At 72.1% G+C, this 13,091-nt stretch carries 9 protein-coding genes; 3 read left to right on the top strand and 6 right to left on the bottom strand.

Features of this window, described 5'->3' with window-relative positions; all coding sequences use genetic code 11:
• Positions 1–44: 44 nt before the first annotated feature.
• Together mmsA and iolC are read right to left on the bottom strand one after the other, a co-directional pair.
• Positions 45–1,547: a CoA-acylating methylmalonate-semialdehyde dehydrogenase gene (gene mmsA, locus ACFC02_RS27640; RefSeq protein WP_376362686.1), complete on the bottom strand. Its 1,503-nt coding sequence runs from the start codon at positions 1,545–1,547 to the stop codon at positions 45–47.
• A gap of 724 nt (positions 1,548–2,271) precedes the next feature.
• Entirely contained in the window at positions 2,272–3,222 is a 951-nt protein-coding gene (iolC, locus tag ACFC02_RS27645) for a 5-dehydro-2-deoxygluconokinase (RefSeq protein ID WP_376362688.1), read from the bottom strand.
• A 375-nt stretch (positions 3,223–3,597) separates the two neighbouring features.
• Here iolC and ACFC02_RS27650 point away from each other — a divergent pair, with 375 nt between their 5' ends.
• Complete coding sequence (locus ACFC02_RS27650; protein ID WP_360975518.1) at positions 3,598–3,801, top strand: MerR family transcriptional regulator; 204 nt, start codon at positions 3,598–3,600, stop codon at positions 3,799–3,801.
• Positions 3,802–4,025: 224 nt separating this feature from the next.
• On the opposite strand, the gene ACFC02_RS27655 is transcribed toward ACFC02_RS27650, so the two are convergent.
• Positions 4,026–5,069 carry a zinc-dependent alcohol dehydrogenase family protein gene (locus ACFC02_RS27655; protein WP_376362692.1) on the bottom strand — a complete coding sequence of 348 codons (1,044 nt, stop codon included), beginning with the start codon at positions 5,067–5,069 and terminating at the stop codon, positions 4,026–4,028.
• Between the two features lie 198 nt (positions 5,070–5,267).
• Between ACFC02_RS27655 and ACFC02_RS27660 the strand changes: the two genes are divergently transcribed.
• Both ACFC02_RS27660 and ACFC02_RS27665 read left to right on the top strand, forming a co-directional pair.
• The gene (locus ACFC02_RS27660) at positions 5,268–5,507 is read left to right on the top strand and encodes a heavy-metal-associated domain-containing protein (RefSeq protein ID WP_376362695.1); all 240 of its coding nucleotides are present in this window, start codon (positions 5,268–5,270) and stop codon (positions 5,505–5,507) included.
• A gap of 97 nt (positions 5,508–5,604) precedes the next feature.
• Positions 5,605–7,923, top strand: coding sequence for a heavy metal translocating P-type ATPase (locus tag ACFC02_RS27665; protein WP_376362698.1), 2,319 nt, complete (start codon positions 5,605–5,607; stop codon positions 7,921–7,923).
• A 678-nt stretch (positions 7,924–8,601) separates the two neighbouring features.
• Here ACFC02_RS27665 and ACFC02_RS27670 read toward each other — a convergent pair.
• From ACFC02_RS27670 to ACFC02_RS27680, 3 genes are all read right to left on the bottom strand, one after another.
• Positions 8,602–9,891: a citrate synthase gene (locus ACFC02_RS27670; RefSeq protein WP_360975530.1), complete on the bottom strand. Its 1,290-nt coding sequence runs from the start codon at positions 9,889–9,891 to the stop codon at positions 8,602–8,604.
• A gap of 302 nt (positions 9,892–10,193) precedes the next feature.
• Positions 10,194–12,470: an ATP-dependent RecD-like DNA helicase gene (locus ACFC02_RS27675; RefSeq protein WP_376362702.1), complete on the bottom strand. Its 2,277-nt coding sequence runs from the start codon at positions 12,468–12,470 to the stop codon at positions 10,194–10,196.
• A 76-nt stretch (positions 12,471–12,546) separates the two neighbouring features.
• Positions 12,547–13,086 (bottom strand): SMI1/KNR4 family protein, encoded by a 540-nt coding sequence (locus ACFC02_RS27680; RefSeq protein WP_376362705.1) that lies wholly within the window; start codon positions 13,084–13,086, stop codon positions 12,547–12,549.
• Positions 13,087–13,091 lie beyond the last annotated feature (5 nt).

Raw genomic sequence — 13,091 nt, forward strand, 5'->3', positions numbered from 1 at the left:
GCCGTCCGTTATCCGGACGGCCGCGACGGTGCCTCTGGTCGCTCTCAGTGGTTGCGCGGGAACCCGAGGTCGACACCGGCGGGGGCGTCGGCCGGGTCGGGCCAGCGGGTGGTGACGACCTTGCCGCGGGTGTAGAAGTGGGTGCCGTCGTTGCCGTAGACGTGGTGGTCGCCGAAGAGCGAGTCCTTCCAGCCGCCGAAGGAGTGGTAGCCCACCGGCACCGGGATCGGGACGTTCACGCCGACCATGCCGGCCTCGACCTCGAGCTGGAAGCGGCGGGCGGCGCCGCCGTCCCGGGTGAAGATCGCGGTGCCGTTGCCGAACGGCGAGGCGTTGATCAGGGACACGCCGTCTTCGTAGGTGTCCACGCGCAGCACGCACAGCACCGGGCCGAAGATCTCGTCCTGGTACGCCTTCGCCGTGGTCGGCACCCGGTCGAGCAGCGACAGGCCGATCCAGTGGCCGTCCTCGTAGCCCTCCACGCTGTAGCCGGTGCCGTCCAGGACGACCTCGCAGCCCTCGTCGGCCGCGCCCTTCACGTAGGAGGCGACCTTGTCGCGGTGGGCGGCGGTGATCAGCGGGCCCATCTCGGAGGACGGGTCGGTGCCCGGACCGATCTTGATCTTCTCGGCGCGCTCGCGGATCTTCCCGACCAGTTCGTCGGCGATGGAGCCGACCGCGACGACGGCCGAGACGGCCATGCAACGCTCGCCGGCCGAGCCGTACGCCGCCGAGACCGCCGCGTCCGCCGCCGCGTCCAGGTCGGCGTCCGGCAGCACCAGCATGTGGTTCTTGGCGCCGCCCAGCGCCTGCACGCGCTTGCCGTTGGCGGCGGCCGTGGTGTGGATGTGGCGGGCGATCGGCGTGGAGCCGACGAAGGAGACCGCCTTGACGTCCGGGTGCTCCAGGAGGCGGTCCACGGCCACCTTGTCGCCCTGGACGACGTTGAACACGCCGTCCGGCAGCCCGGCCTCGGACAGCAGCTCGGCGATCTTCAGCGAGGCCGACGGGTCCTTCTCGCTCGGCTTCAGCACGAAGGTGTTGCCGCAGGCGATGGCGATCGGGAACATCCACATCGGGACCATCGCCGGGAAGTTGAACGGCGTGATGCCCGCGACCACGCCCAGCGGCTGCCGGAGCGAGGACACGTCCACGCGCGTGGCGACCTGCGTCGACAGCTCGCCCTTGAGCTGCACGTTGATGCCGCAGGCCAGGTCGACGATCTCCAGGCCGCGCGCGACCTCGCCGAGCGCGTCGGAGTGCACCTTGCCGTGCTCGGCGGTGATCAGTGCGGCGATCTCGTCGCGGTGCGCGTCCAGCAGGGCGCGGAAGCGGAAGAGGATCGTGGTGCGCTGGGCCAGGGAGGACTGGCCCCAGGTGCGGTAGGCGTCCTGCGCGGCGGCCACGGCCGCGTCCACCTCCTCCACGGAGGCGAAGGCCACCTTCGTGGTGACCGCGCCGGTCGCCGGGTCCGTCACCGGCCCGTACGACCCCGAGGCGCCTTCGACGGCCTTCCCGCCGATCCAGTGGTTGACGATCTTCGTCATGCCGGGTCACTCCTTCGCAGATGGCGGCGTCGGGTCGAGACGTGCCGTTCGTGGGGCTCATGTGCCGCGACAGCGGCCGGGGCCGGTCCCGGAAGGGGTCCGGGGCCGCCGGCTCGGGGTGCGGTCGCCGTCACGAGACCATCCCACCAGCAACGCGCCCGGACCGCGCCCGACACTGTGTCTGCGGTTCACCGGTCGGCGTAGACACATGTGGGAGTCTCCGCCGTCCCGCCCGCGCTCCCCTTCCTCGCGCGGGGGCGGCAGCCCCGGAACCTGCGGATGCGGCGGACCTCCGGCGCGGGGCCGTAGCGGGCGGGGAGTCGTCGCTCGCACTTCGCTCCTGCCAGGGCGAAGCGGCCTCCCGCGCCGGAGGCGATCGGTGGCCGGGCGGCGTACGGCGCCCGGGTGCTCCCACCCAACGTGCGCCTCCCGCCCGGGGTTTGGAACTCTTCTCGCGCCGGACCGGCGGATATCTGCACCGTACAACCGGCGCTCGCCCGGCGTCCGCAGCACGCGCTGCCGACCGTGCGCGGGGTTCCTGCCGTGCGCGCGGTTCCCGTCGCACGCGCGGTTCCCGTCGCACGCCTGCCGCCTTGCGTGCGTCCGGTTTCGGCCGTGCATCTGGCTCCGGGCGTACGGCCGGTTCCGGGCGTGCGATCGGTTCCGGGCGTGCGATCGGTTCCGGGCGTGCGATCGGTTCCGGCCGTGCTTCCGGTCGCCGCTCTCACCGCACCGCACCGGCCGCCAGGGCCGACTCCACCTCGGCGGCGGTGGGCATCGCGGAAGAGCATTCGAGCCGGGAGGCGACGATGGCGCCCGCGGCGTTGGCGTGGCGCATGACGCGCTCCAGGTCCCAGCCGGAGAGGAGCCCGTGGCACAGCGAGCCGCCGAAGGCGTCTCCGGCGCCGAGGCCGTTGAGGACCTCGACCGGCAGCGGCGGCACCTCGGCCGTCTCGCCCCTGCTGGTGAGGGCGAGGACGCCCTTGGGTCCCTGTTTCACGACCGCCAGCTCGACCCCGGCGTCCAGCAGGGCGCGGGCGGCGGCGTGCGGGTCGCGCAGGCCGGTGGCGACCTCCACCTCGTCGAGGTTGCCGACGGCGACGGTGGCGTGCCGCAGGGCCTCGGCGTAGAAGGGGCGGGCGGCGGCCGGGTCGCGCCAGAACATGGGGCGCCAGTCGAGGTCGAAGACCGTCGGGCCGGACTTCGCCCGGTGGGCGAGCGCGGCGAGGGTCGCCGTACGGCTCGGCTCCTCGCTCAGCCCGGTGCCGGTGACCCAGAAGACCCGCGCCCCGCCGATCGCGGCCAGGTCGAGGTCCCGGGCCTCGATCTCCAGGTCGGGCGCCTTCGGCAACCGGTAGAAGTAGAGCGGGAAGTCGTCCGGCGGGAACACCTCGCAGAAAGTGACCGGCGTGGGCAGGCCGGGCACCGCCGTGACGTAGCGGTCGTCGACGCCGAAACCGCGCAGCGCCTCGTGGAGGTAGGCGCCGAAGGGGTCGTCCCCGGTCCGCGTGATCACCGCCGTACGGCGGCCCAGGCGGGCGGCGGCGACCGCGACGTTCGTCGCCGAGCCGCCCAGGAACTTGCCGAAGGCGGACACGCGGGCCAGCGGCACGCCCGTCTGCAACGGGTACAGGTCCACTCCGATCCGCCCCATGGTGATCACGTCGTACACCATCGGTTCCCCTTCGTGTCGGCTCCCCCGGTTCTAGTGCCGGAGGCGGAGACCTGTCAATGCTTTGTCCGGACATTCGGACGAGAAGGGAACGGGTGGGGGAAGGCGTGCCCGCGCCCCGCCGCGCACCTGGACCCCTCGGGCCCCTCGGGTCCGCCAGTCCCGACCGGCCCGGCCGACCCGGCTCTGTCACAAAAGCAACGCCTTCGTCACACAAGTCCCGGGTCCGTGTCCTGTGTGTCACATCCCTCCGACAGGCCCTTGCCGCTGCCGTCCGCGCCTCGTTCACGCGGCACAGGCTCAACTGATCGCCGGCGCGCGCCCGGCTCCCCCGACGGCCGCCCGGCCGCCCCCGCGGCGCGCGGGGAGGTGCACGTCATGACCGACCGAAGGCTCTGGACGTACAAGGAGATCGCCGCACACATCCGGGTGCAGCCGGACACCGTGCGGTCCTACCGCAAACACGGCCTGCTCCCGCCGCCCGACCACGTCGAGGGCGGCAGGCCCTACTGGTACGCGGACACGGTCCGCGCCTGGGTCGCCGCACGCCCGGGCAACCGGGGCCGCCGCGGGGCCGACTGACCCCCGGCCACCCCCGGCCCGACCGACCAGCCCCCTGGCTGCTCTGTCCCGGGTCGGCCGCCTTGCGCCGCGCCGGCCGTTCCCCCCGACCACCTCGTCCCGCACCGGCTGCCCACTCCGCCCGCCTCGTCCCGGGCGGGCGGTGCCGTCCTGTCCCGGGCGCCCGCCCCACCCACCCCGTGCCGGGCGGGCCCGTCCCCGCCGCCCCGTCCCGCGCGGTCCGCTCAGCGCCAGGGGTCCACGACCGTGACTCCGGCACCCGGTGCCGCCCCCATCTCCGCGAGTGCCTGCGGGGCGGCCGACAGCCCGATGGACCTGGTCACCAGCAGATCGGGGCGCACGGCGCCCGCCACCACGAGCCGCAGCAGCTCCGGGTAGGCGTGCGCGGCCATGCCGTGGCTGCCGAGGACCTCCAGTTCCAGCGCGATCACGCGGGCCATCGGCACCGGCGTGGTGCCGCTCGCCGAGGGCAGCAGGCCGACCTGGACGTGGCGGCCCCGCCGGCGCAGCCCGTCGACGGAGGCGGCGCAGGTGGCGGGCGAGCCGAGCGCGTCCAGGGAGAGGTGGGCGCCGCCGCCGGTCACCTCGCGGACCGCCGCCGCCGTGTCCGGGACCGCGGCGGCGTCCACCGTCCGCGCCGCGCCGAAGCTCCGCGCCAGTTCCAGGGCGCGCGGCGACACGTCCACCGCGACCACCCGCGCCCCGCACGCCGCCGCGATCATCACCGCTGACAACCCCACGCCGCCGCACCCGTGCACGGCGACCCACTCGCCCGCGGCGACCCGGCCCTGCCGGACCACCGCGCGGAAGGCGGTGGCGAAGCGGCAGCCGAGCGAGGCGGCGGTCGCGGACGACAGCTCACCGGGTACGGCGACGAGGTTCACGTCGGCGTGGTCGAGCGCCACGTACTGGGCGAACGAACCCCAATGGGTGAACCCGGGCTGGGTCTGGCGCGCACAGACCTGCTGGTCGCCCGCCGCGCAGGCGGCGCAGGTGCCGCAGGCACAGACGAAGGGCACGGTCACCCGGTCGCCGGGCCGCCACCTGGTGACGCGCGGGCCCGCCGTCTCGACCAGGCCGGCCAGTTCGTGGCCCGGCACGTGCGGCAGCGAGATGCCGGGGTCGTGCCCCTGCCAGCCGTGCCAGTCGCTGCGGCACAGGCCGGTCGCCTCGACCCGTACCACGACCCCGTGCTCCGCCGGCCTCGGGTCCGCGACCTCACGCACCTCTGCCGGCTCCCCGAACCGCTCGAACACCACAGCCCGCACCGACCGCCCTCGCCTTCCACCACCGGGGAGTCCCGTTCCGTCGGCGGGGGACCCGCAGACCCGCTGCTCCCTGGAGGGAACGCTAACGCGCGCAGCGCGCGCCGCTCCTTTGAAAAATACCCCCTAGGGGTATAGTGTCGAGTGAAGTGAGCCCCTCTGGGGCACTCCCATCCCCCACGCCACGACGAGGAGAGCGACATGACCGCCCAGACCGAGACGCCGGAAACCGTCACCACCGTCTACAAGGTGAGCGGAATGAGCTGTGGCCACTGCGAGGGCTCCGTCTCCGCCGAGATCTCCGAACTGCCGGGCGTCGGCGCGGTGAAGGCCGTCGCCTCGACCGGCGAGGTCACCGTGGTCTCCGCCACCCCGCTGGAGGAGGCCGCGGTGCGCGCGGCGGTGGACGAGGCGGGCTTCGAGCTCGTCGGCCGCGCCTGAACATCCGGCGCATCTCTCGCGTATCTCTCGACACCGGGCCGTATCGACCAGCTGATACTGGTTCCGTACGGCCCGGTCCGTTCTCTGGAGTACGGACATGACCAGCACCACCACCAGGACAGCGACACCCGCCGGGACAGTCACGCCCGCCGGGCCGGCGGCACCCGCCGGCACGCCCGCCGCCTCCGGCACCGCCCAGACCTCCGAGGTCGAGCTGCTCATCGGCGGGATGACCTGCGCCTCCTGCGCGGCCCGCGTCGAGAAGAAGCTCAACCGGATGGAGGGCGTGAGCGCGACCGTCAACTTCGCCACCGAGAAGGCGAAGGTGAGCTACCCCCGGGGGGTAGCGGTGTCCGATCTCGTCGCGACCGTGGTGAAGACGGGTTACACGGCCGAGGAACCGCCGCCCCCGGAGCCGGAGCCCGCCCCCGGGGACACGGGCGCCGCGCCCGCCGCCGACCCGGAACTGACCACCCTGCGGCAGCGCCTGATCGTTTCCGCGCTGCTCGCCGTCCCGGTCGTCCTGCTCTCCATGGTCCCCGCCCTCCAGTTCGACAACTGGCAGTGGCTGGCGCTGACCCTGGCCGCGCCGGTCGTGGTCTGGGGCGCCCTGCCCTTCCACCGCGCCGCGCTCACCAACGCCCGGCACGGCGCCGCCACCATGGACACGCTGGTCTCGGTCGGCACGCTCGCCGCGTTCGGCTGGTCCCTGTGGGCGCTCTTCCTCGGTGACGCGGGCATGCCCGGCATGCACGACGAGTTCCGGCTGACCGTCTCCCGGATGGACGCCGCCTCGACGATCTACCTGGAGGTCGCCTCCGGGGTCGTGGCGTTCATCCTGCTCGGCCGCTACCTGGAGGCCCGCTCCAAGCGGCGGGCGGGCGCCGCGCTGCGCGCCCTGCTGGAACTGGGCGCCAAGGACGTGTCGGTGCTGCGGGACGGCCGCGAGGTCCGGATGCCGGTGTCCGCGCTGGCCGCCGGCGACCGTTTCGTCGTACGGCCCGGCGAGAAGGTCGCCACCGACGGCACGGTCGTCGAGGGCGCCTCGGCGGTGGACGCCTCCATGCTGACCGGCGAGTCCGTACCGGTGGACGTGGGCGTGGGCGACGCGGTCACGGGCGCCACCGTCAACGCGGGCGGCCGGCTGGTGGTCGAGGCCACCCGGGTCGGCGCCGACACCCAGCTGGCCCGGATGGCGCGGCTGGTCGAGGACGCGCAGAACGGCAAGGCCCAGGTGCAGCGGCTGGCCGACCGGATCTCGGCGGTCTTCGTGCCCGTCGTCCTGCTCATCGCCGTCGGCACGCTGCTGGCCTGGCTGCTGTCCACCGGGGACGTCACCGCCTCGTTCACGGCGGCGGTCGCGGTCCTGATCATCGCCTGCCCGTGCGCGCTGGGACTGGCCACGCCGACCGCGCTGATGGTCGGCACCGGCCGCGGCGCCCAGCTCGGCATCCTCATCAAGGGCCCCGAGGTACTGGAGTCCACCCGCCGCGTCGACACGGTCGTCCTGGACAAGACCGGGACGGTGACCACCGGCCGGATGACCCTCCAGGAGGTGTACGCGGCCGAGGACACCGACGAGAAGCTGCTGCTGCGCCTCGCGGGCGCCCTGGAGCACGCCTCCGAGCACCCGGTGGCCCGTGCGGTCGCGGCCGGCGCCGAGGAGCGCGTCGGACCGCTGCCCGCGGCCGAGCACTTCGAGAACGTCCCCGGGCGGGGCGTACGCGGGCGCGTCGAGGGCCACGAGGTCGCCGTCGGGCGGCTGTTCGAGGAGCTGCCCGAGGATGTGGACCGGGCGCGGCGCGAGGCCGAGGAGAGCGGGCGTACGGCCGTCGTGGTCGGCTGGGACGGCGTGGCACGGGGTGTCGTCGCCGTGGCGGACGCGGTCAAGGAGACCAGCGCCGAGGCCGTGGGGCAGCTGCGCGCGCTGGGGCTGCGGCCGGTGCTGCTGACCGGTGACAACCGGCCGGTGGCCGAGTCGGTGGCACGGGCGGTCGGCATCGACGCCGGTGACGTGATCGCCGAGGTGCTGCCCGAGGACAAGGTCGAGGCCGTACGGCGCCTCCAGGCCGAGGGCCGGACCGTGGCCATGGTCGGCGACGGGGTCAACGACGCCGCCGCGCTCGCCACCGCCGACCTGGGCCTGGCGATGGGCACCGGCACGGACGCCGCCATCGAGGCCGGCGACCTGACCCTGGTCCGCGGCGACCTGCGGGTGGCCGGTGACGCCATCCGGCTCTCCCGGCGGACGCTGGCCACGATCAAGGGCAACCTCGTGTGGGCCTTCGGCTACAACGTGGCCGCGCTGCCGCTGGCCGCCGCCGGGCTGCTCAACCCGATGATCGCGGGCGCGGCGATGGCGTTCTCCTCGGTGTTCGTGGTGACCAACAGCCTGCGGCTGCGCAGGTTCCGCTGAGCAGGTCCCGGCCGGGCGCCCCGCGGGTGCCCGGCCGGGACAAAGTGCCGGACCCCCTGGAGTCCGGCGCGCGCCTCACATAAGCTCTTCACAAGGCTCGCGCATCTTCCTTACGCTTGGGCCTCGATCGCCATATCAGGGCTCTTGCGCACCTATGGGGCATAAGCAAGAGACGCATGTCACAGTGACGTGAACGTAACCATCGAAGGGGTTCGAAGGTCTAAGTTTGGCGATGTCAGGAAGCGTCTTGGGGGGCGCCGACTGACGTCTGGGGATGTCTTGGGGGACTTCCCTGGAATTGCGTTGCCGGGGCACGTACATCGGGAAGCTTTGAGCGGCCCTCCCGGGCGTGCGCTGTCCCGGCAGAGCGCAGTAGGGCGGTAGTGCAGTGCCGCGGTGCGGTAGTACGGCACCGCGGCGTCACGGCCCTGCGGTGGTACGGCAGTACAGCGGTTCAGGCGCTGGTCTCCACAGACGCCCGGCCGGATCCCGTGGGGGGAATCCGTTACCGGGACATGGGAAGGCGCCCTGGTCGTCGGCCCGTGGGGGGACTGGCGCCAGGGCGTCTTTCGCGTTCCGGCGTGCTTCGGGCGCAGCACGAAGCCCCGCACCCGCCGGCCTCGGACTCGACCGGCAGACACGGGGCCCAGGGGCACGCGGCCCGCGAGGCGGTGTGCCTCAGCGCTCCTCGACCGGGACGAAGTCGCGCTCGACGATGCCCGTGTAGATCTGGCGCGGGCGGCCGATGCGGGAACCCGGCTCCTTGATCATTTCCTGCCACTGGGCGATCCAGCCCGGCAGCCGGCCCAGGGCGAACAGGACCGTGAACATCTCGGTCGGGAAGCCCATGGCCCGGTAGATCAGGCCGGTGTAGAAGTCGACGTTCGGGTAGAGCTTGCGCTCGACGAAGTAGTCGTCGGAGAGCGCGTGCTCCTCCAGCTTGAGGGCGATGTCGAGCAGCTCGTCCGACTTGCCCAGCGCCGAGAGCACGTCGTGCGCGGCGGCCTTGATGATCTTGGCGCGCGGGTCGAAGTTCTTGTAGACCCGGTGGCCGAAGCCCATCAGGCGGACGCCGTCCTCCTTGTTCTTCACCTTGCGGATGAAGGTGTCGACGTCGGAGCCGGAGTCGCGGATGCCCTCCAGCATCTCCAGCACCGACTGGTTGGCGCCGCCGTGCAGCGGGCCCCACAGCGCGTTGATGCCGGCCGAGATGGAGGCGAACATGTTGGCCTGCGAGGAGCCGACCAGGCGGACCGTGGAGGTCGAACAGTTCTGCTCGTGGTCCGCGTGCAGGATGAGCAGCTTGTCCAGCGCGGAGACGACGACCGGGTCCGGCTCGAAGTCGTCGGCGGGGACCGAGAAGGTCATCCGCAGGAAGTTCTCGACGTAGGAGAGGTCGTTGCGCGGGTAGACGAACGGGTGACCGATCGACTTCTTGTACGCGTACGCCGCGATCGTCGGGAGCTTGGCGAGCAGGCGGACCGTGGACAGGTCGCGCTGCTTCTCGTCGAAGGGGTTGTGGCTGTCCTGGTAGAAGGTGGACAGCGCCGAGACGACCGAGGACAGCATCGCCATCGGGTGGGCGTCGCGCGGGAAGCCCTTGTAGAAGTTCTTGACGTCCTCGTGCAGCAGGGTGTGCCGCGTGATCTCGTTCTTGAAGGTGGAGAGCTCGTCGACGGTCGGCAGCTCACCGTTGATGAGCAGGTAGGCCACCTCCAGGAAGGTGGAGCGCTCGGCCAGCTGCTCGATGGGGTAGCCGCGGTACCGCAGAATGCCCTGCTCGCCGTCGAGGTAGGTGACGGCGGATTTGTACGCTGCCGTGTTGCCGTAGCCGCTGTCCAGAGTCACCAGACCGGTCTGGGCGCGGAGCTTCCCGATGTCGAAGCCCTTGTCGCCGACGGTGCTGTCGACCACCGGGTAGGTGTACTCGCCGCCGTCGTACCGCAGTACTACAGAGTTGTCGCTCACGTCTTCCCTCACCGACGTAGTGCCTCATCTTCGAGGTGCCCTGACTGTCTCTACCATCCCCCATTTGGCTCAGGAGAGTGCACTCGGGGTCGACCATTGGGCCTATGGGCGGCACTCAGTGCCGCCAACCTGCTCATCCTGCCCCCTCGGCCCGGCGACGGGAAGTCTTCTGTGACCTTTGCGACTCGTTTGATCGATCATTTTTTGTGATGCCGGGGTGCGGGTGGGGCGGACGCCGCGCCGACCGGGCCTGTTCGTGTATTTTTGTCGTACTTGCGGGACATCCGGAGCTTTTTTGTGCCTCAGGACCCCTTGAGCCGGAAATCCAGCGCCGTGCACCGGCGCCCCGCCGACACCGTGCGCACCGCCTGGCCGATCGCCTTGCGCGAGCCGACCAGGACGACCAGCTTCTTGGCCCGGGTCACGGCCGTGTACAGCAGGTTCCGCTGGAGCATCATCCAGGCGCCGGTGGTCACCGGGATGACGACGGCTGGATACTCGCTGCCCTGCGAGCGGTGGATGGTCACCGCGTACGCGTGCGCCAGCTCGTCCAGCTCGTCGAACTCGTAGGGGACTTCCTCGTCCTCGTCCGTCAGCACCGTCAGGCGCTGGTCGACCGGGTCGAGCGAGGTGACCACGCCCACGGTGCCGTTGAAGACGCCGTTCTCCCCCTTCTCGTAATTGTTGCGGATCTGGGTGACCTTGTCGCCGACCCGGAAGACCCGCCCGCCGAACCGCTTCTCGGGGAGATCCGGGCGGCCCGGGGTGACGGCCTGCTGGAGCAGCCCGTTGAGCGTGCCGGCGCCTGCCGGGCCCCGGTGCATGGGCGCGAGCACCTGCACGTCCCGGCGCGGGTCGAGCCCGAACCGGGCCGGGATCCGCCGCGCCGCCACGTCCACAGTGAGCCGGCCCGCCTCCTCGGTGTCGTCCTCGACGAAGAGGAAGAAGTCCTTCATGCCGTCGGTGAGCGGGTGCTGCCCGGAGTTGATCCGGTGCGCGTTGGTCACCACCCCGGACTGCTGGGCCTGGCGGAAGACGCGGGTGAGGCGGACGGCGGGAAGCGGGCCGCCGTCGGCCAGCAGGTCCCGGAGCACCTCACCCGCGCCCACGCTCGGCAGCTGGTCCACGTCCCCGACGAACAGCAGGTGGGCACCCGGCGGCACGGCCTTGACCAGCTTGTTGGCGAGCAGCAGGTCCAGCATGGAGGCCTCGTCGACGACGATCAGGTCGGCGTCCAGCGGCCGGTCCTTGTCGTACGCCGCGTCGCCGCCGGGCTTCAGCTCAAGCAGCCGGTGAACCGTGGAGGCCTCGGCGCCGGTCAGCTCGGACAGCCGCTTGGCGGCCCGCCCGGTCGGCGCGGCCAGCACCACCTTCGCCTTCTTCGCGCGGGCCAGCTCCACGATCGAGCGCACGGTGAACGACTTGCCGCAGCCGGGCCCGCCGGTCAGCACCGCGACCTTCTCGGTCAGCGCCAGCTTGACGGCCGCCTCCTGCTCGGGCGCGAGATCGGCTCCCGTGCGCCCCTTGAGCCACCCGAGCGCCTTGTCCCAGGCCACGTCCCGGAACCCCGGCATCCGGTCCTGCCCGGTGCGCAGCAGCCGCAGCAGCTGGGCGGAGAGGGAGAGTTCGGCACGGTGGAAGGGGACGAGGTAGACGGCGGTGACGGACTCCTGCGCGTCGCCGTCCGCCGCGGGCACCCTCTCCCGTACGACACCGGGGTCGCCGCCGTCCTCGGCCGGCTCCGCGAGTTCGGCCAGGCATTCGATGACGAGCCCGGTGTCGACCTGGAGCAGCTTCACGGCGTCGGCGATCAGCCGCTCCTCGGGCAGGAAGCAGTTCCCCTGGTCGGCGGATTGCGACAGCGCGTACTGGAGCCCCGCCTTGACCCGCTCCGGACTGTCGTGCGGGATGCCGACGGACTGGGCGATCCTGTCGGCGGTCAGGAACCCGATGCCCCAGACGTCGGCGGCCAGCCGGTAGGGCTGGTTCTTGACCACGGAGATCGACGCGTCACCGTACTTCTTGTAGATCCGCACGGCGATGGAGGTGGACACCTCCACGGTCTGCAGGAAGAGCATGACCTCCTTGATCGCCTTCTGCTCCTCCCAGGCGTCGGCGATCTTCTTCGTCCGCTTGGGGCCGAGCCCGGGCACCTCGACGAGCCGCTTGGGCTCCTCCTCGATGATCCGCAGGGTGTCGGTGCCGAAGTGCTGGGTGATCCGGTCCGCGAAGACCGGCCCGATCCCCTTGACCAGGCCGGAGCCGAGGTAGCGCCGGATGCCCTGGACGGTGGCCGGCAGGACGGTCGTGTAGTTCTCGACGAGGAACTGCTTGCCGTACTGCGGATGCGACCCCCACCGCCCTTCCATCCGCAGCGACTCCCCCACCTGCGCACCGAGCAGCGCCCCGACGACGGTGAGCAGGTCGGCGGCGCCTCTGCCGGTGTCGACGCGGGCCACCGTGTAGCCGTTGTCCTCGTTGGCGTACGTGATGCGTTCCAGCACGCCTTCGAGCACGGCGAGCCGCCGCTCACCGGCTCCCGCCGCCTGCCCCGCCCCTCGACTCGCCTCGGTGGTCATGGGGCGACGGTACCGGTGGGGTGTGACAGTGGGGGCGGAGACGGCCCCCGGGGAGCGGAAGTGGCCGGGGTGTCCGTCACCAGACGCCCAGCTTCTGGCAGCCGTGGTCGAACCACTGCGCGAACGATACGGGCCCGCCTCCCAGCCGCATGGGGAGGATCCGGTCGCAGGTGGCACGGGCGTCGAACCACATCTCGCCCCGGTGCGGTCCGGTGAGGACGAGCAGGGTCGCGAAGCCGCAGCCGTTCTCCTGGACGCACACGGCACCGGCGGTCTTGTGGTCCTGCAGCACCCCGTACTCGTCGTCCCACCGCTGCCAGGCCGCCCGGTGGGCGTCCTCGTCCGCGAAGTCCTCGCGCCGCGGCTCGCACGCGTCCAGCAGGTCTTCTTGGTCGCGGTAGGAATCGGGGTGGGGGAAGTCGGTGCCGAGCAGCGCGCGGTCGGTGCGGGAGTCCCCCTCCCAGCCCCAGCCGTCGGCGGTCCTGCACAGCCGGTTCACCCGCCCCTCGCCGTTGCGCCGCAGCAGGTACTCCCGGTACTCGTCCGGGAACGTGACCTTGAGTTCCGTCTCGGCCTCGTGGATCTCCGCTTGGGTGAGAGCGACAGCCGGGGGCACGGACC

The organism is Streptomyces sp. NPDC056160 (assembly GCF_042268205.1).
Taxonomy (GTDB): Bacteria; Actinomycetota; Actinomycetes; order Streptomycetales; family Streptomycetaceae; genus Streptomyces.